The sequence below is a fragment of the Clostridium sp. KNHs214 genome (genome assembly GCF_000744935.1).
GTDB lineage: Bacteria > Bacillota > Clostridia > Clostridiales > Clostridiaceae > Haloimpatiens.
Genome location: NZ_JQMW01000013.1, coordinates 115,822 through 133,767, shown reverse-complemented (window position 1 = coordinate 133,767; position 17,946 = coordinate 115,822). Strand labels below are relative to the sequence as shown.

Sequence of the window (17,946 nt, the reverse complement as noted above, 5' to 3'; positions counted from 1 at the left end):
TGGGGTAAAAACGTATTTGATTATATAAAATTTAGAGGTGTAATATAATGAAAAAATATATAATAGCTATGTTACTTATATTAGCAGTTACTATTTCAGGGTGTAACAGTGGAAAAATTAATATAAGTAATAATAAAAACAAGGTAGAAGATGTAAACACGAATAATGCGAAAAAGGACAAAGAACAAGTTAAATTAGATATATTAGTTAGCAATAAATTTTTATACAGTTGCGTGAAAAAGATAGATGGAGGAAGACACAAGGTTGATTATATTTTTGATAAAAAAGGAAATGAAATAAATGTAAGTCATTATTATGATATAAGCTATGTACCAGATATTTTTATATATGATGAATTTAATTTTTCAAAACTTAATAATAATTATATAGGCAAGATAGAAGGAAATAGAGTGGGGATAATAAATAGTTCGCGAGGAGCAAATCCTTTGTCTTATTATAAAAATGTAGACAAGTATGGTAATGGAGATGAATGTATATTTTGGAATAGTATTGATAATTACAAGGTGGTTTTAGTAAATGTCAAAAATGCAATAGTAGAAAGAGACCCTCTAAATAGAAGTTATTATGAGAAGAACTTCAAGGAGAGTTTAAAACAGTTAGAAGAATATGAAAAGATATTTAGAAAAGAAGGAGATAAAATTAAAGATAAACTATTCATAATAGAAGGCAATAGTTTGGACTATATAATGGCTTATAGTGGGTTAAAAACCATAAGCATAGATGAAAACATCCAAAGTAGTAAATCATTAGATTTAAATAAGATTATAGAAGAAAAATATGAAAAAAATAAAGATAAGATGGTATTAATATATTTTAGTGATGATTTTTTTAGCAAACATAAAGAGCTTATTAGTAAGAATCAAATAAAATGTGTGAAAGTAAGTAATTTTAATATAAATACTGAATATGATAAAGTGTTGGATTATGAAAAAAAATTATTTAGTACTCTTGTAAATATTTGTACTAAATAATAAATATGATGTATAATTGTTATAAGTAACTATAAGGAGGGGGATTTATGTTTGTCAATAATTTGATGTTATCAAAAGAAAAATTAATTACGGTGACAACGAAAGATACTATTAAAAAGGCTCTAGATTTAATGGAGAAAAATAATTTTTTATCAATTCCAGTATGTGATGGGGATAAATTCTATGGAAGTATATCTAAAGAAATGATATATACTTTTTATTATGAAAAATGTCCTGACAAAAAGTGTCTTTTAGAAGATTTTCAAGTAGAAAAGGTTATGAGAACAGATGTACCAACTATAGAGCCATTACAACAAATAGAAAAAGCTGCACATTTCTTAGAAACAAAGAATGTTTCTTTTGTAGCTGTAGTGGATAATTATGGAGAGTTTAAGGGTATTGTAACTCATCATGCTATATTCCACCAGTTTACAGAATTATTTGGATTAAATCAGGGAAAGAGATTAGCAGTTATAGCTTATGATATACAAGGGCAAATATCTAGATTATCAAAGATAATAACTGAAAATAATGGTGACATTATTAGTTTTGTTGTAGTTGATCCTAAGAGCTTAACTGAAGTAAAAGAGGTAGTTGTAAGAATAAAGGCTTCCGATGAGGTATTTAATAAAATAGAGCAACAAGTTAAAGAAAGTGGTTTTAAAGTTCAGTAAATATAATGGAAGATTTTTAAGGTGACTTATGATTTTATAGGTCACCTTTTTAATTGATTGCTGCTCATTCGTACATTGCTCATTACATAAATTTCAGATCATGTTGCAATGGTATTGTATTATTAATATAATATTGATATAATAAATCAAGTAAAGTTTAGGATAAACTTGTTTCGATTGTTATAATTGTGGGTTGATTTTATTTTTAAGTTAAAGAATAACTAATTCATTTATATCTTAAATCTTTTTAAAATGGGAGAAGATATATATGAAAGAATTTAGTATTAACACAAATGTCTATTTTGGAGAAGGTTCATTAGGTAGACTAAACGAAATCAAAAATAAAAGAGTACTGATTGTATGCGATAAATTTATGGAAACTTCAGGTATGGCTGCAAAGGTACAACAAAACCTTGTTGATTGTGAAGTAGCTATATACAGTGATATTGTACCTGATCCATCTGTAGAGGTTATTGCTGCTGGCATTCAAAAGCTCCAAAGTTGTAATGCGCAGGTTATAGTAGCTCTTGGTGGAGGGTCATCAATTGATGGAGCTAAAGCTATAAGAGAATATACAAAGAAAATTACTGGAGGAACTTCTACTATAGAGGAGTTCTACGCTATACCTACTACAAGTGGTACAGGCTCTGAGGTAACTGAATATGCAGTAATTACAAACAAACAAGAAGGATTAAAATATGCGCTTGCAGACAAATCACTTCTTCCAACAGTTGCTATTCTTGATCCAGAACTAGTAAAATCTGTACCTAAATCTATAACTGCTGATACGGGAATGGATGTAATAACACATGCTTTGGAGGCATATGTTTCAAAGAATGCTACTGACTTTTCAGATGCTCTTGCAGAAAAGGCTGTTACTTTAGCTTTTAGATTTTTACCGCAGGCTTATGCTGATGGAAATGATATAGTAGCAAGAGAAAAACTTCACAATGCATCATGTCTTGCTGGTATGGCGTTTAATGCATCAGGACTTGGAATTACTCATAGTTTGGCTCATGCTATAGGTGGTAAGTTACATATTTCTCATGGAAGAAGTAATGCAATTATACTTCCTCATGTAATAGAATATAATGCTAATTTGAATAAAGAAGGTTTTAATGCTGAATATGATTTAGCGGCTAAAAAATATCAAAGAATTGCGAAATTATTGAAGTTACATGCACCAAACGTAAATATTGGCGTTAATAATTTAATAAGAAGCATTGTAGAACTTCAAAAGATTTTGATGATCCCAACAACATTTAAAGAGCAAGGTGCTGATATGGAATTAGCTCAAGCATCAATGGGAGAAATTATTAATGCAGCTCTTAAGGATATCTGTACAACTGCAAATCCTAGAGAAGCAACAGGTGAAGATTTATTGAAAATTTTAGATAAAGTTTTAGGATAAAATATTGGATTTTATACCACTCATTAATGGGTGGTTTTTTTATGTGATTTTTCAAAAAAAAGTTGAGAAAATATCTTAAATAAAATATAATTTAAAATATAACAAAAAAGGAGGGGCTAATATGGAAGAAGAATTATATTCAATAGGGAAAGTTGAAGAAATATGTAAAATAACGAAAAAAGCACTGAGATATTATGATAAAATGGGCATATTATCTCCTGACAAAGTAGCTGATGAAAGTGGTTATAGATATTATAGCAAGAAAAACTTATTATCTGTGCCAGTAATAAAATATTATAAGCAAAGTGGATTTAAACTAGAGGAAATGAGAGTTTTTTTAGAAGGAACAACCTATGATTTTATTGATAAAAGTTTTAGAAAGAAAATTGATGAATTAAAAGAACTTGAGAGTGAAATAAATTTAAAAAAAAGATCCGTTAAAGATTGGCATGATTTAATAGTTGAAGCACAGATGGTAATTGAAAATAATGTCTGTGATGTTGCTATAAAATATATAGATAATCGCAGATTAATCTTTTTAGATCAAGATTTTAATTATGATTATATGGATTCTATAATTAATATAGAGTTTAATAATTACATTGATAGTATACACAATGCAATAACAGGTCCCGTGATTATATGTTTTCCATCTTTTGAAGATAAAATTAATGGGAAATGTAGTGGAATGAAAATAATGCAGGAGACGATTTTAAAGTGCAAGGAAGAAGAAAGTGTTCAATTTGGGGGTTGGATGGCAGCAGCTTGTTATCATATAGGAGCACATGAAACAATTAATGAAACATATAAAAAAATACAGGATTGGACAAAAAAACATGGTTATATATGTTCAGAGGAATCTTATGAAAGATATGTAACTGATTATTGGACAACTAAAAATATAGATAAGTTTGTAACAGAAATTTTAATTAGAATAAAAAGAAAAAAGTAATTTTATTATTTAGAAACGTTGACCATAGGGGAAAGGATAAATGGTTCATAAGACTCAACTTGTGAAAAAAATACCAATGTTATTGAATAAAGAAATGAATTTATTGTTTTTAAAAAATTCATTTCTTATTAATTATTAGTGATGACTCTTTGCATTTATAATCTAAAAAAAATTGATGTAACTAACTTAATAAACCACTTTAGGTTGTTTATTAGGTTAGTTATTTTTTTATAATTATAGCATTTTTGATTTTATTTAAATATTCTTGATAAATATATATTGACCTTACCCCATAGGGAAAGGCATATAATTTACTTGGAAATAAAACACCTACAAGATACAAAATGAAAAGTTTTTCAATAACTTAAAAATTGAATATTCAAAATTATAACAATCCTAAAATATTCTCACTAAAAATTTTTATTTAATAATATAAAGATGAATTAAAAAACTTATTATGTAATAAGCGAAAGGGGCTTTATTTTATGAAGGAAGTTTCAAAATCGGTAAGCTTAGAAGCAATTGCTGCAAAAGACAAATTATCATCTGATTTTCTTAAAAAAGGCATTTCAATTGCTCTTTTTTCAGGTCTAATGTATGGATTTTATTCAGCGTTTTTAACAATGGGAATGACAAAAGGAGTATGGGGTGACTGGTATGGTGCTAATAAAGCAGGTTTATCCGCAGTGGCTATTACATATGTACTTGGCGCCCTTGGTAGTGCTGTAAACGATACGTGCAGTGCTGTTTGGGCAATACTTTATGCAACTGTTAAAGGTAAACTAGGAGATTTCTTTAGATGTCTTAAAACTAAGCCAGGTGCTGTAATGATATTGGCAGCTCTTATAGGAGGACCTATTTCAAGTACAGCTTTTGTTGTAGCTTTACAGATGGCTGGATCAATTGTTATTCCGATTACTGCCCTTTGCCCAGCTATTGGTGCCATTTTAGGAAGAATATTATTTAAACAAAAGTTAGACAAACGTATGATGCTTGGTATTCTTATCTGTGTAGTATCTAGCTTTATGATTGGTAGCACTAGTATTGGCGGAGATGCTCCAAAGGGAATGTTCCTTGGAATTTGTATTGCATTTATAGCAGCCCTTGGGTGGGGATTTGAAGGATGTGTAGCTGGATATGGTACATCTATGATTGACTCAGAAATTGGTATTACAATTCGTCAAGCTACATCTGGACTTTCAAACCTAATAATATTAGTGCCTGTATTTGGTATGATATTTGGCGGTGGAATTAAATTTTCCAGTAATTTAACTGTTCAAGCATTTACAAGTGGTTCTGCAATGTTATGGTTTGCTTTAAGTGGTCTTTGTGCTTTTGTTTCATACATGAGCTGGTATAACGGTAACAGTATGTGTGGTGCTGCACTTGGTATGGCTTGCAATGGTACATATTCTTTCTGGGGTCCATTCTGTTGCTGGATAGTTCTAGGAGTAATAGGTGGCATGGAAGGATGGGCATTACCTCCAATAGTTTGGATTTCTGCTATATTAATGATGTTTGGTATTCTTGTAATAGCTATGAATCCAATGGATTTATTCAAAAATAAGGAGGTAACAGGAAATGAAGCCGCTTAATTATGCGATTTTGAAATATTTCACAAAAGTCCAAGAGGCCTGCGCTGATGATGTGATAAATGCTTTAAATGATGAATATGCTAGCTTTAAGGCTTTAACAAAGAAAGCTGTTATAACAGCTTTAATGACAGCAGAAGCCAATGGCCTTATTGAAGAAACAAGATTTAAATTAGATAAAAATGGTGAGTTAAAGGTTTATTATCATGCACACGAGGATGGTGCTGCTACGATTAATAAATACATAAAAGACTGATAAGAATTTGTAAATTGACTTTTAAACTAGTTTATTAGGCTCATCACTATAATATAAAATTCATAGGGGTGAGTCATAATTATTTATTAATATATAAGAAATAGTTAATTGAAAGGAGTTTATTTTATGAAGGAAGTTTCAAAGGCAGTAAGTGCAGAAGCTATTGCTGCAAAGAAGAAATTATCAAGTGATTTCTTCAAAAAAGGTATATCCCTAGCTTTATTTTCAGGAATTACCTACGGAATGTATACTGCATGTCTAACAATGGGAATGACAAAAGGAGTATGGGGTGACTGGTATGGTGCTAATAAAGCTGGTTTATCAGCATTTGCCTTAGCATACTTAGTTGCAGCACTAGGAAATGCAATAAACGACACATGTAGTGCTGTTTGGGCAATTTTATATTCATTAGTTAAAGGTAAATTTGGCGATTTCTTAAGATGCATCAATTCGGCTCCAGGGCGTGTAATGATATTAGCAGCTCTTATTGGAGGACCTATCGCTGGTACAGCTTATGTTATAGCACTTCAAATGGCTGGTTCAATAGTTGTTCCGATATCAGCTCTTTGCCCTGCTATTGCAGCTATCTTAGGAAGAGTTTTGTATAAGCAGGAATTAAATAAACGTATGGCATTTGGTATTGTAATATGCGTATTTGCCAGCTTTTTAATTGGTAGTACAAGCCTTAGTGGTGGTACCGCTTCAGCAAAAACTATTATTGGATTTATTATAGCTATTGTTGCAGCTCTTGGATGGGGTTTCGAAGGTTGTGTAGCTGGATATGGTACAGCAATGATTGACCCTGAAATTGGTATTTGTATTCGTCAAGTAACATCAGGTATAGCAAACCTATTTATAGTAGTTCCAGTATTAGCAGTTTTATCTGGCAAAATTGGTCTTTCGGTTGAGCTTGCTACTAAAGCATTTACAAGTGGTCCAGCAATGATTTGGTTCGCGTTAAGTAGTTGTTTAACAGTTTTTACATTTATGACATGGTACGCTGGAAACAGTATGTGCGGAGCAGGACTTGGTACTGCATGTAATGGTACATATTCATTCTTTGGTCCATTATTCTGCTTATTATTACTAGGAGTATATGGTGGAATGGATGGTTACTCATTACCTTCAGTTGCTTGGATTGGAGCAGTAATAATGATGTTTGGTATTCTTACAGTATCTATGAATCCGTTGGATCTTTTTAGAAGCAAAAAACAGGAGGTATAATAGATGAAGCCGCTTAATTATGCAATTTTAAAATATTTTACTAAAGTTGAAGAAGCTTGTGCTGAAGATGTTATAGAAGCATTAAGAGGAGAATATGGAAATTTTAAGGCTTTAACAAAGAAAGCTGTAACAACGGCTTTAATGACAGCAGAAGCCAATGGTCTTATTGAAGAAACAAGATTTGAATTAGATAAAAACGGTGAGCTAAAAGTTTATTATCATGCTCATGAAGATGGAGCTGCTACAATTAATAAATATATAAGAGATTAATTTTTAGTATTGATTAATTTTTAACATTACCCTATGGGGAATGCTTATATACAAAAAAAGCTTTTATGAATTTATTAAAATAATTATTTTTGTAAATATTAGGAGCAAATTTTGCTCCTAATAACATGCTCCATAGTGAAATATTTAGAAAATTTTATTAAAAGAAATATATTGACTTTCCCCCAAAGGGTAAGGGATATAATCAATATATAAATAAATAACAATAAACAAAAGATAAATGAGAACATAAAATAATAATAATATTTGTGCAGTCAAACAAGAATATATTGGGTTAAAAACAGGAAGGAGGAATTATCAATGAGATATTATGGAGAAGAGGCTTTAGGACTTGTAGAAACAATAGGATTAGTTCCTGCACTTGAAGCTGCAGATAAAATGCTTAAGGCAGCTAATGTTGAATTAATTTCATATGAAAATATTGGTTCAACTCTTGTAACTATTATGGTAAAAGGTGATGTGGGAGCAGTAAAATCTGCCGTAGAAGCAGGTGCCGCAGCAGCTGCAGCTATTGGTAAATTAACAGCACACAATGTTATGCCACGTCCTATTAAAGAAGTTGGAGATATTGTTTCAGTACACGATATAGATGCATAAAACGCAGAAAGGAAATGATTACATATGTCAAGATATAAAGCTTTAGGATTAATCGAAACTTTTGGTCTGGTTTTTGCTTTAGAAGCAGCAGATGCTATGTGCAAAGCAGCAGATGTTGAACTTATTGGATATGAAAACGTTGCGTCAGGTTATATATCTGTATTAGTTCGTGGCGATGTTGGTGCTTGTAAAGCAGCGGTAGAAGCTGGAGCTGCAGCAGTTAATGCAATGGAGGATGGAAATCTTTATAGTTCAATAGTTATTCCAAGTCCACATGAAGATCTTGAGAAAATAATAAACCGTTATGCTATTCCAAATCCTATAACTGAATAGTAAAGTGAACTTTTTTAAGAAAAGGAGAGAGGAAAATGAATATTATCGATAATGATTTACTCTCCATGCAGGAATCTAGAATTCTTGTTGAAAATGCTCGTGAGGCGCAAAAAAAATTAGCAACCTTTCCACAAGAAAAGCTTGATGAAATAGTTGAACGTATGACGGAAGAGATTGAAAAACACTTAAAGGAACTTGCAAAGATGTCTAATGAGGAAACTGAATATGGAAAGTGGGAAGATAAATACACTAAAAACCGCTTTGTATGTGAGTATCTGAATAATAGACTTAAAAACATGAATTGTGTAGGTATCATTAATGAAGATAAAATGAACAAGACAATGGATGTTGGAGTACCAATGGGTGTTATTATAGCTTTTTGTCCATCAACGAGTCCTGTTTCTACAACTATATATAAGGCGCTAATTGCAATTAAATCTGGAAATGCAATTATATTTTCACCTCATCCAAGAGCTAAAAATACGATTTCTAAAACAGTTGATATTTTGATTCGAGCTGCAGAGGGTGTAGGACTTCCGGAAGGTGCTATTGCATATCTGCATACAGTAACCAAAAGTGGTTCATTGGAGCTTATGAATCATAGGGATACTTCTCTTATAATGAATACAGGAGTTTCAGAAATGCTCCATGCAGCTTATAAATCTGGTAAGCCAGTAATTTATGGCGGCAATGGAAATGGTCCAGCATTTATAGAACGCACAGCTGATATAGAGAAGGCTGCCAAAGATATTATTATCAGTAAGAACTTTGATTATGGGGTTGTTTCTGCCGCTGAACAGTCAATTGTTGTGGATAGCTGTATTGTAGCAGAAGTAACACAAGAGATTCAAAAAAATGGTGGATACTTTATGACAGATGAGGAAGCTGAAAAGTTAGGAAATATCTTTTTTTACAAAGATGGAAGTCCTGACTTAGAGATGATTGGTAAATCACCGCAATTTTTAGCTAAGAAAGCTGGTTTTAGTATACCAGAGGATGTGAAAGTTCTTATTTCTAAGCAAAAGTTTGTTTCTCAAAAGAACCCTTATTCAAAAGAAAAGCTTTGTCCAGTATTAGCATTTTACATTGAAGATGATTGGATGCATGCTTGTGAAAAGTGTATAGAATTGTTGCTTAGTGAAAGGCAGGGACATACACTTATTATACATTCAAAAGATGAAGAAGTTATTCGTCAATTTGCATTAAAGAAACCAGTTGGAAGAGTACTTGTTAACACTCCGGGAACTTTTGGAAGCATGGGAGCAACTACGAATTTGTTTCCTTCAATGACTTTAGGCAGTGGTTCTGCAGGTCAAGGTATGACTTCTGATAATGTTTCACCTATGAATTTAATATATGTACGTAAAGTTGGATATGGAGTTCGTAGTGTAGATGAAATTGTTAATTCAGTAAATCATAAAGAAGATTCCAATGAGGTCTTAAACCATAAGGCAAATGCAAATGAAATAGATAACTTTAAATTACTAGAAAGTATTTTAAAAAAAGTTATGAATGACTTAAGATAAAAAATCATATTTAAAATATGAAATACACTATAGAATGTGAGGGAATGAATTGGATATTCGTGAATTTTCAAATAAATTTATGGAAGCTACTCAAAACATGTCTGAAGAAGAACGTGCTAGTTTAATGAAAATGTTTGAGAGTGTTTCTAAAGAAATAACAAAAGAAGAACCAACAACTTGTCATGTTGCATGTGACAATAATGGACAAATCCCAGATGGAATGACAGAGCGTTTAGTTAAGTTAAAAGAAAATTACTTAAAACATGTTCCATCAATAACAACTCACCGTGCAAGAGCTATAACTAAAATAGCTAAAGAAAACCCAGGTATGCCTAAGTCAGTTCTACGTGGTAAATGTTTCAAGCATTGCTGTGAAACTGCACCACTAGTAATTCAAGACCATGAGCTTATCGTTGGAGCACCAAACGGAAAACCTCGTGCAGGAGCATTTTCTCCTGATATAGCTTGGAGATGGATGGAAGATGAATTAGATACAATATCAACTCGTCCACAAGACCCATTCTATATATCAGATGAAGATAAGAAAATAATGCGTGAAGAGTTATTCCCATTCTGGAAAGGTCAATCAGTTGATGAATACTGTGAAAGTCAGTATCGTGAAGCTGGTGTATGGGAACTTTCAGGAGAATCTTTTGTTTCAGACTGTTCATACCACGCATTAAATGGTGGAGGAGATTCTAACCCGGGATATGACGTTATTCTAATGAAAAAAGGTATGCTTGACATAAAAAGAGAAGCAGAAGAAAAATTAGCTGAACTTGACTACGAAAGACCAGAAGATATTGAAAAAATATACTTCTACAAATCATTAATGGATACTGCTGAAGGTGTTATGATATATGCTAAACGTATGTCAGATTATGCTGCAGAGCTTGCTGCAAAAGAAACTGACCCTAAGCGTAAAGCAGAACTTTTAAAAATTTCTGAAATAAATGCTAGAGTTCCAGCACATAAACCAAGCAATTTCTGGGAAGCAATTCAAGCAGTTTGGACTATAGAATCATTACTTGTAGTTGAAGAAAACCAAACAGGTATGTCTATAGGACGTGTTGACCAATACATGTACCCATTCTACAAAGCTGATATCGAGTCAGGACGTATGAATGATTGTGAAGCATTTGAATTAGCAGGTTGTATGCTTATAAAAATGTCTGAAATGATGTGGTTAACAAGTGAAGCAGCTTCTAAGTTCTTCGCAGGTTATCAGCCATTTGTTAACATGTGTTTAGGTGGTGTTACTAGAGAGGGACGTGATGCTACAAACGAATTAACTTATCTATTAATGGATGCAGTTCGTCACGTTAAAATATATCAACCATCTTTAGCTTGTCGTATACATAAAGGATCACCACAAAAATATCTTAAGAAGATAGTTGACGTTATTCGTTCAGGTATGGGATTCCCAGCATGTCACTTTGATGACGTTCATATAAAAATGATGTTAGCTAAAGGATGTTCTATAGAAGACGCAAGAGATTACTGCTTAATGGGATGCGTTGAGCCACAGAAAGCAGGAAGATTATATCAATGGACTTCTACAGGATACACTCAATGGCCTATATGTATAGAACTTGTTCTTAATCATGGTGTACCACTATGGTATGGTAAGCAAGTATGTCCAGATTTGGGAGATTTAAGCCAGTTTAAAACTTATGAGCAATTTGATGCAGCTGTTAAAGAGCAAATCAAATACATCACTAAATGGACAAGTGTTGCTACAGTAATTTCTCAACGTGTTCATAAAGAACTTGCACCAAAGCCACTTATGTCTATGATGTATGAAGGATGTATGGAAAAAGGTAGAGGAGTAGAAGCAGGTGGAGCTATGTATAACTTCGGACCAGGAGTTGTATGGAGTGGTCTTGCTACTTACACAGACTCTATGGCAGCTATAAAGAAATTAGTATTTGATGATAAGAAATACACTTTAGAGCAATTAAATGAAGCTTTAAAGGCTGATTTTGTTGGATACGAGCAATTAAGAAAAGATTGTTTAGAAGCACCTAAATATGGTAATGATGATGATTATGCAGATTTAATTGCTGCAGATTTAATTCAATTTACTGAACAAGAGCACCGTAAATATAAGACATTATATTCAGTGCTTAGCCATGGTACTTTATCAATCTCTAACAACACTCCATTTGGACAGCTTACTGGAGCTACATCAAATGGACGTAGAGCTTGGATGCCTTTATCAGATGGTATAAGTCCAACACAAGGAGCAGACTTTAAAGGACCTACTGCTATAATTAAATCTGTTTCTAAAATGTGTTGTGAAAACATGAATATAGGTATGGTTCATAACTTCAAGTTAATATCAGGTCTTCTTGATACAAAAGAAGGTGAAAACGGAATAATTACATTATTACGTAGTGCATGTGCCCTTCAACTTGGAGAAATGCAATTCAACTATTTAGATAATAAGACTCTAATAGAGGCTCAAAAACATCCAGAGCAATATCGTGACTTAATTGTTCGTGTTGCTGGATATAGTGCATTCTTCGTTGAATTATGTAAAGACGTTCAGGATGAAATCATCAGTAGAACTGTACTTAACCATTTTTAATTAGAAGAATTTTTGAGATTACTTAAACTAAAACTTATAAATCTGTAATCTACAGAATACTTCTGTAGATTGCAGATTGCAATTAAGATATATATTAAAAATCAAGGTAATGAAACTGGAGAATGAAAATATGAGTAATGAAAATTTAGGTGTAATTGAACGTAAAGCGACGATTTTTAATATACAGAAATACAATATGTATGATGGAGATGGAGTAAGAACTTTAGTATTCTTTCAAGGTTGCCCTCTTCGCTGTAAGTGGTGTGCAAACCCCGAAGGAATGATTAAAAAACATAGAGTTATGTTTAAAAGTAATTTATGTGTTAATTGTGGGGCTTGTGTTTCAGCTTGTCCTGTGGGAATACACACTATCTCTAATGAAACTTTAAAGCATGAAGTTAATCGCGATATTGATTGTATTGGATGTGGTAAATGCAAAGAAGCATGTACTAAATCTGCTATATCAATAGTTGGAGAAGTAAAAACTATCTCTGAACTTTTGGAAATTATAGAAGAGGATAGAACTTTTTATGAAGTTTCTGGTGGCGGAGTTACATTAGGTGGTGGTGAAGTTCTAATGCAGCCTGAAGCAGCTTCTAGTTTATTAATGGCATGTAAGCAAGTAGGAATAAATACTGCAATTGAGACTTGCGGCTATGCAAAATTAGAGTCAGTACTTAAGGTAGCAGAGTTCACAGACTTATTCCTATTTGATATTAAGCATATTAATTCTGATAAACATTTTCAATTAACAGGTGTTAGGAATGAACAGATTTTAGAAAATCTCCAGGAACTACTTCGTCGCAAATATAATGTAAAGATTCGTATGCCTTTACTTAAAGGTGTAAATGATCAACAAGAGGATATTAAAAAAGTTATGGAGTTATTAACACCATACAAAGATTATAAAAACTTTAAAGGAATTGACTTGCTTCCATATCATAAGATGGGGGTAAATAAATACAACCAATTAGGAATTGAATATCCTATAAAGGATGATCCAAGTTTGAAAAATGAAGATTTAGATAGAATTGAAGGATGGATTAAAGAATATGATTTACCTGTAAAGGTAATCCGTCATTAAATAATTTTCAAATAGATAATAAGATAGAAGGTAAGGTTTATGGGAGATTTTCTTGATAGAAACATACAACGTGTTATACAAGAGTCAGTGCCAGGAAAGCAGATTACAATAGCTCATGTTATTGCATCACCCATGCCTGATATATATGAACGTCTTGGAATTGATGAAAAAGGAGCAATAGGTATTTTAACTCTTTCTCCTTATGAATCGGCTATTATTGCAGCAGATATTGCTACAAAGGCTTCCGATGTGCAAATTGGATTCCTTGACCGTTTTACAGGTTCTGTTGTAATAAATGGTGATGTACAAAGTGTTGAAACAGCACTTGGTGCAGTAAATGATATTTTAAAGGATATGCTTGGATTTACTCCGGCTCCCATTACAAGGACATGAGAAGAAAGCGCATAATGGTAATTGGGCCTTCAAAATCAGGCAAAACCACATTGGTTAATGCATTAAACAATTATGATGGTCCATTAAGAAGAACACCAGATTTGATTTATGGTAAAAACACCATTGATGTTCCAAGCTCTTATATAGAAAATGCATGGATGTATAAGCATGTAATAGCAGCAGCTCAGGATGCATCTCATGTGCTTATAGTGGTTGATCAGTCTAATAGCAGTGAAATATACTCCCATGGATTTGCAAAGTCCTTTAGATGCCCGGTAATCGGGGTTATAACAAAGTGTGACTTGGTACCTGAAAATGAAGAAAAATGTTTAAAACAGCTAAAGAACATAGGAGTGTCAGAGCCATATTTTCATATTAGTTTTAAAATTGGAACAGGAATTGATGCTTTGAAGAAGTATTTATTTGAAAAAGGTGAGGAGTAAAGGTCGATGATGAGATTTATTACTGAAGAGTACTTGAGAGACTTATTTAGAAAAGAACCTTTTGATACCTACAAGTTACAACAAGGACAGCGCCTTACACCTGGAGCAACTCAATATTTGTCTGATAAGAGAATAAAATTAAATGATGATGCTCCAAAAGCAAATAAGAATGTTTCTAAAAACAATAAGGCTGAAACAAAAGAACCAATGGTAAACAGCAATTTAAATTTCAATAAGAAACTTTGCTTAAAATTGAAATCTATGGAGGCAGTATTTCTTGTTACTAGTAGTGAAATATTAAAAGAGGATATTATCTTAGCACAAAACATTATAAATTTGGGTAGAAAAATATCAAATATCAGAAATGTTGTGGATGGAAAAGGTACTCTTGAGCCAATTTACTGCGGAGAGTGTGCTGGAATGAATTCATTAAATTTTATAACAGAGCTTGATGATTGTTTCGAGATAACAGAATTTCATATGCAGCTTGCAAAAAGCAATGCAATTTTAAAAATGCACACACTTCGCTGTGCTTTAAGGGAATTACAGTTTGAAATAATTGATACCTACAAAAATGATGATGACGGTTTAAAAGATAGCATTATAGGGAACGTTAACTCAATAATTAATTCGCTGTCTCAATTGATTTGTTCAGCAGTAGGAGGAAAAGAATGTCAAAGGAAAAATTAACTTTTGAATATTGTGATAATATGGTTCAAGAGTTTGAGGAAGTAATAGAAAGACCAATTGTTAATGGTTCTTCTGTTTATTATACAGGTGTAGACTTAGGTACTGCTTGTATAGTATTGGCTGTTTTAGATGAAAACTACAAGCCTGTTGCAGGTGCATATAGATATGCAGATGTAGTTCGTGACGGTATGGTTGTGGATTATATTGGAGCAGTAAGGATTGTTAGAGAACTTAAGCAGGAAATCGAGGAAAAATTGAATACAGAGCTTATTTATGCGGCGGCTGCAATTCCACCTGGAACTGATGCTTTAGATTCTGGAGCAATTAAAAATGTAGTTCAAGCAGCTGGCTTTGAATTGACAAATCTTTTAGATGAACCTACTGCTGCAAATGCTGTACTTAAAATTCAAAATGGTGCAGTTGTAGATATCGGTGGTGGAACAACTGGAATATCTGTTTTAAAGGATGGAAAAGTAGTTTATGTTGTGGACGAACCTACAGGTGGTACTCATTTTTCACTAGTTATTGCAGGTGCATATGGAATGCCTTTTAATGAGGCAGATAAATTTAAAAGAGATAATAAGAACCACAAGGAAATTTTACCAGTACTAAAGCCAGTAGTTGAAAAGGTGTCAACAATTATTAGTAAGTATATTAAAGATTATGATGTTAATGAAATTTCTTTAGTAGGTGGTACTTGTTGTTTGACAGGCATCGAAGAAATTATTCAAAAAAAGACTGGCGTGTATACACATAAACCTAAAAATCCTATGTTTGTTACACCACTTGGAATAGCATTAAGCTGTACACAAGATATTATGGAATAATAAGGAGAGTGTTTAAAAGTGGATTTTAGAATTATAAAATCACCTTCCCATAGCACTAAAGAAATTCTCATAAAACGTATCGGTGTAAAGTGCGAAACGGATTTAAACAGCGTTGATGCAATAGGACTTGTGCAAGGTAAGCTTATCGATATGATTTATGCTGCAGATATTGCCGAAAAAGCTGTTGGGGTTACTGTTGAAGAGATTAGGGGTACATGTCCCCAACACATGGTTTTAATTGGAATTTTTGGTGACACATCATCAGTTGAAGCCGCCATAAATGAAATTAAAATGAAAATGAAAGAGGGAAAAACAATATGATAGTAGCAAGACTTATTGATAATGTATGGGCCACTAGAAAGGCAGAATCACTTAGCGGACTTAAATTTATGCTTGCAGAAGAAATTGGTGGAATAGATGAAGGACGCAGATTTATTGTTGTGGATATTATAAGTGCAGGTATTGGTGATAGGGTTATCGTTAGTACTGGCTCCTCTGCCCGCAAAATGTTGGGTGACGACAATATTCCTGTGGATGCAGTTGTTATTGGAATAATTGATGATGATTGTCAGTTTGGTTAAATAAGATCTTTCTTAAAAATAATCACAGGATTTTAAGAGTTTTATGGACAGCAATATTATTTTGAAAGGAAGTGAAAATATGAAAAGATTAATTTGTGCAAAAGATGTTGAAGCATTAATACTAAAAAATGAAAAAGTATTTTATTTAGAAGGCAGTGAAATAATTACTCCATCAGCTAATGATCTTGCAAAAAATAGTGGAATAATATTCACTACAGAAGCACCAGCACCTAAAATTGAGCATGTAGAAGCTAAAAAAGCTCCAAACATAGAGGGTATGGATGTTGAAATGATGCTTAATTTCTTTAAAGCAATGATGGACAAGGGTCTTTTACAACAAATGCTTGAATGTTTAAAGCCAAAGAATGTTCTATTTGAAGCTGAGTCTGATCCTAGCGGACTTAAAGTTGTTAGAGGAAACACAGTAAAAATGGATGTATTTGACACTGGTAACCCAGATGCAAAAGTTTATTTTCAAGAGTTAGTAAACAAAGAAGAATCAAAAATGAGTGCTGGATTTTTAATTATTGAAAATTCAAAATTTGATTGGGAATTAACTTATGAAGAAATTGACTATGTTATCGAGGGAACTTTAACTGTTGAAGTTAATGGAAAGACATACACAGCTTATCCTGGAGATGTGTTATTCGTACCATCAGGTTCTAAAGTAGTTTGGGGTTCTCCAGACAAGGCTAGGGTATTCTATACAACATATCCAGCAAACTGGGCGGATCTTTTATAGAAGACTAGGAGGATTGACCTATGCAAGCGCTTGGTTTAATAGAAACAAAAGGATTACTTGCAGCTGTTGAGGCGGCTGATACAATGGTTAAATCCGCAGATGTAAGTATTATTGAAAAGACTTATGTAGGTGGCGGTCTTGTTACAATTTCAGTTACAGGTGATGTAGGTGCAGTAAAAGCAGCTATAGAAGCTGGGGTAGCGGCTGTTAAAAAACTTGATCAAGAATTTTTAGTTTCAGAGCATGTAATTCCACGTCCTCACGAAGAATTGGAGAATATAATTGGATCTAATACTACAGCAGAATGCATAGAAGAGCCATCATCTGATGAAAAGATGGAGGATGGAGAAAATGCAGATAAAGTAGAAGAACCAGAAAATCCAGAAGTTTTATCATCTGATAAGAAAGAGGATGTAGAAACTATAGAAGAAACTGAAGATGAGGCTAAGGAAAATCAAAATAAAGATGCTTCAGAAGCTGATTTAGATAAACTACATAAGGTGAATTTAGAGAATTTACATAAAGACGATGTAGATAATTTAGTAAGTAAAAATGGTATAGAAAAAACCATTTTGATATTATCTAAGTTAAAAGTAGTTAAGCTTAGAAATCTAGCTCGTGAATATAAAGATTTTGTAATTACAGGCAGAACAATTTCAAAAGCAGGTAAAAATTTATTACTTGCAAAATTCAAATTATATTACGAGAAAAATTAGATTTATATATTGTAAAGTTTACGAAAGGAAGTAAG

General features: G+C 32.6%; 21 protein-coding genes. All 21 read left to right on the top strand.

Features of this window, described 5'->3' with window-relative positions:
- Positions 1–47: 47 nt before the first annotated feature.
- On the top strand, positions 48–992 hold the full coding sequence (locus CC89_RS16185) for a metal ABC transporter substrate-binding protein (RefSeq protein ID WP_035293954.1): 945 nt from the start codon (positions 48–50) through the stop codon (positions 990–992).
- Between the two features lie 47 nt (positions 993–1,039).
- Positions 1,040–1,666 (top strand): CBS domain-containing protein, encoded by a 627-nt coding sequence (locus tag CC89_RS16180; RefSeq protein WP_035293951.1) that lies wholly within the window; start codon positions 1,040–1,042, stop codon positions 1,664–1,666.
- 268 nt (positions 1,667–1,934) lie between these two features.
- Positions 1,935–3,077 (top strand): 1-propanol dehydrogenase PduQ, encoded by a 1,143-nt coding sequence (locus CC89_RS16175; RefSeq protein ID WP_035293947.1) that lies wholly within the window; start codon positions 1,935–1,937, stop codon positions 3,075–3,077.
- A 121-nt stretch (positions 3,078–3,198) separates the two neighbouring features.
- Positions 3,199–4,029, top strand: coding sequence for a MerR family transcriptional regulator (locus CC89_RS16170; protein ID WP_035293945.1), 831 nt, complete (start codon positions 3,199–3,201; stop codon positions 4,027–4,029).
- 485 nt (positions 4,030–4,514) lie between these two features.
- Positions 4,515–5,624, top strand: coding sequence for a DMT family transporter (locus CC89_RS16165; RefSeq protein ID WP_035293943.1), 1,110 nt, complete (start codon positions 4,515–4,517; stop codon positions 5,622–5,624).
- Positions 5,611–5,877, top strand: a complete 267-nt coding sequence (locus tag CC89_RS16160) for a hypothetical protein (RefSeq protein WP_035293940.1) — start codon at positions 5,611–5,613, stop codon at positions 5,875–5,877. The genes CC89_RS16165 and CC89_RS16160 overlap by 14 nt, the downstream gene beginning before the upstream one ends.
- A 126-nt stretch (positions 5,878–6,003) precedes the next feature.
- Positions 6,004–7,101 carry a DMT family transporter gene (locus CC89_RS16155; protein WP_035293939.1) on the top strand — a complete coding sequence of 366 codons (1,098 nt, stop codon included), beginning with the start codon at positions 6,004–6,006 and terminating at the stop codon, positions 7,099–7,101.
- A 3-nt stretch (positions 7,102–7,104) separates the two neighbouring features.
- Positions 7,105–7,371 carry a hypothetical protein gene (locus CC89_RS16150; RefSeq protein ID WP_035293937.1) on the top strand — a complete coding sequence of 89 codons (267 nt, stop codon included), beginning with the start codon at positions 7,105–7,107 and terminating at the stop codon, positions 7,369–7,371.
- 318 nt (positions 7,372–7,689) lie between these two features.
- Positions 7,690–7,986: a BMC domain-containing protein gene (locus CC89_RS16145; protein ID WP_035293935.1), complete on the top strand. Its 297-nt coding sequence runs from the start codon at positions 7,690–7,692 to the stop codon at positions 7,984–7,986.
- Positions 7,987–8,010: 24 nt separating this feature from the next.
- Positions 8,011–8,319, top strand: coding sequence for a BMC domain-containing protein (locus tag CC89_RS16140; RefSeq protein WP_035293933.1), 309 nt, complete (start codon positions 8,011–8,013; stop codon positions 8,317–8,319).
- A 35-nt stretch (positions 8,320–8,354) separates the two neighbouring features.
- Positions 8,355–9,845 carry an aldehyde dehydrogenase family protein gene (locus tag CC89_RS16135; RefSeq protein WP_051931912.1) on the top strand — a complete coding sequence of 497 codons (1,491 nt, stop codon included), beginning with the start codon at positions 8,355–8,357 and terminating at the stop codon, positions 9,843–9,845.
- 49 nt (positions 9,846–9,894) lie between these two features.
- A complete protein-coding gene (gene cutC, locus CC89_RS16130; protein WP_035293931.1) occupies positions 9,895–12,435 on the top strand; it encodes a choline trimethylamine-lyase in 2,541 nt (846 codons plus the stop codon).
- A gap of 130 nt (positions 12,436–12,565) precedes the next feature.
- Positions 12,566–13,519 carry a choline TMA-lyase-activating enzyme gene (gene cutD, locus CC89_RS16125; protein ID WP_035293929.1) on the top strand — a complete coding sequence of 318 codons (954 nt, stop codon included), beginning with the start codon at positions 12,566–12,568 and terminating at the stop codon, positions 13,517–13,519.
- 39 nt (positions 13,520–13,558) lie between these two features.
- Positions 13,559–13,912 (top strand): BMC domain-containing protein, encoded by a 354-nt coding sequence (locus tag CC89_RS16120; RefSeq protein WP_035293928.1) that lies wholly within the window; start codon positions 13,559–13,561, stop codon positions 13,910–13,912.
- Positions 13,909–14,355, top strand: coding sequence for a EutP/PduV family microcompartment system protein (locus tag CC89_RS16115; RefSeq protein WP_035293926.1), 447 nt, complete (start codon positions 13,909–13,911; stop codon positions 14,353–14,355). Before CC89_RS16120 ends, CC89_RS16115 begins: the two co-directional genes overlap by 4 nt.
- Before the next feature lie 6 nt (positions 14,356–14,361).
- The gene (locus CC89_RS16110) at positions 14,362–15,045 is read left to right on the top strand and encodes an ATP--cob(I)alamin adenosyltransferase (RefSeq protein WP_035293924.1); all 684 of its coding nucleotides are present in this window, start codon (positions 14,362–14,364) and stop codon (positions 15,043–15,045) included.
- The gene (eutJ, locus tag CC89_RS16105; RefSeq protein WP_035293922.1) at positions 15,027–15,872 is read left to right on the top strand and encodes an ethanolamine utilization protein EutJ; all 846 of its coding nucleotides are present in this window, start codon (positions 15,027–15,029) and stop codon (positions 15,870–15,872) included. The genes CC89_RS16110 and eutJ overlap by 19 nt, the downstream gene beginning before the upstream one ends.
- Before the next feature lie 18 nt (positions 15,873–15,890).
- On the top strand, positions 15,891–16,193 hold the full coding sequence (locus tag CC89_RS16100; protein ID WP_035293920.1) for a BMC domain-containing protein: 303 nt from the start codon (positions 15,891–15,893) through the stop codon (positions 16,191–16,193).
- On the top strand, positions 16,190–16,453 hold the full coding sequence (locus CC89_RS16095) for a EutN/CcmL family microcompartment protein (RefSeq protein ID WP_035293918.1): 264 nt from the start codon (positions 16,190–16,192) through the stop codon (positions 16,451–16,453). The genes CC89_RS16100 and CC89_RS16095 overlap by 4 nt, the downstream gene beginning before the upstream one ends.
- A gap of 79 nt (positions 16,454–16,532) precedes the next feature.
- On the top strand, positions 16,533–17,195 hold the full coding sequence (locus CC89_RS16090; RefSeq protein ID WP_035293916.1) for a cupin domain-containing protein: 663 nt from the start codon (positions 16,533–16,535) through the stop codon (positions 17,193–17,195).
- A 20-nt stretch (positions 17,196–17,215) separates the two neighbouring features.
- Positions 17,216–17,911 (top strand): BMC domain-containing protein, encoded by a 696-nt coding sequence (locus tag CC89_RS16085; RefSeq protein WP_035293914.1) that lies wholly within the window; start codon positions 17,216–17,218, stop codon positions 17,909–17,911.
- The last annotated feature ends 35 nt before the right edge of the window (positions 17,912–17,946 follow it).

Excerpts from the sequence above, each read along its gene's own strand:
- CC89_RS16090 (WP_035293916.1), top strand. The coding sequence starts at position 16,533 with ATGAAAAGATTAATTTGTGCAAAAGATGTTGAAGCATTAATACTAAAA.
- CC89_RS16120 (WP_035293928.1), top strand. The coding sequence starts at position 13,559 with ATGGGAGATTTTCTTGATAGAAACATACAACGTGTTATACAAGAGTCA.
- CC89_RS16180 (WP_035293951.1), top strand. The coding sequence starts at position 1,040 with ATGTTTGTCAATAATTTGATGTTATCAAAAGAAAAATTAATTACGGTG.
- CC89_RS16185 (WP_035293954.1), top strand. The coding sequence starts at position 48 with ATGAAAAAATATATAATAGCTATGTTACTTATATTAGCAGTTACTATT.
- CC89_RS16095 (WP_035293918.1), top strand. The coding sequence starts at position 16,190 with ATGATAGTAGCAAGACTTATTGATAATGTATGGGCCACTAGAAAGGCA.
- CC89_RS16175 (WP_035293947.1), top strand. The coding sequence starts at position 1,935 with ATGAAAGAATTTAGTATTAACACAAATGTCTATTTTGGAGAAGGTTCA.
- CC89_RS16155 (WP_035293939.1), top strand. The coding sequence starts at position 6,004 with ATGAAGGAAGTTTCAAAGGCAGTAAGTGCAGAAGCTATTGCTGCAAAG.
- CC89_RS16165 (WP_035293943.1), top strand. The coding sequence starts at position 4,515 with ATGAAGGAAGTTTCAAAATCGGTAAGCTTAGAAGCAATTGCTGCAAAA.
- cutD (WP_035293929.1), top strand. The coding sequence starts at position 12,566 with ATGAGTAATGAAAATTTAGGTGTAATTGAACGTAAAGCGACGATTTTT.
- CC89_RS16160 (WP_035293940.1), top strand. The coding sequence starts at position 5,611 with ATGAAGCCGCTTAATTATGCGATTTTGAAATATTTCACAAAAGTCCAA.
- CC89_RS16110 (WP_035293924.1), top strand. The coding sequence starts at position 14,362 with ATGATGAGATTTATTACTGAAGAGTACTTGAGAGACTTATTTAGAAAA.
- CC89_RS16140 (WP_035293933.1), top strand. The coding sequence starts at position 8,011 with ATGTCAAGATATAAAGCTTTAGGATTAATCGAAACTTTTGGTCTGGTT.
- CC89_RS16145 (WP_035293935.1), top strand. The coding sequence starts at position 7,690 with ATGAGATATTATGGAGAAGAGGCTTTAGGACTTGTAGAAACAATAGGA.
- CC89_RS16085 (WP_035293914.1), top strand. The coding sequence starts at position 17,216 with ATGCAAGCGCTTGGTTTAATAGAAACAAAAGGATTACTTGCAGCTGTT.
- CC89_RS16135 (WP_051931912.1), top strand. The coding sequence starts at position 8,355 with ATGAATATTATCGATAATGATTTACTCTCCATGCAGGAATCTAGAATT.
- CC89_RS16170 (WP_035293945.1), top strand. The coding sequence starts at position 3,199 with ATGGAAGAAGAATTATATTCAATAGGGAAAGTTGAAGAAATATGTAAA.
- CC89_RS16115 (WP_035293926.1), top strand. The coding sequence starts at position 13,909 with ATGAGAAGAAAGCGCATAATGGTAATTGGGCCTTCAAAATCAGGCAAA.
- eutJ (WP_035293922.1), top strand. The coding sequence starts at position 15,027 with ATGTCAAAGGAAAAATTAACTTTTGAATATTGTGATAATATGGTTCAA.
- CC89_RS16150 (WP_035293937.1), top strand. The coding sequence starts at position 7,105 with ATGAAGCCGCTTAATTATGCAATTTTAAAATATTTTACTAAAGTTGAA.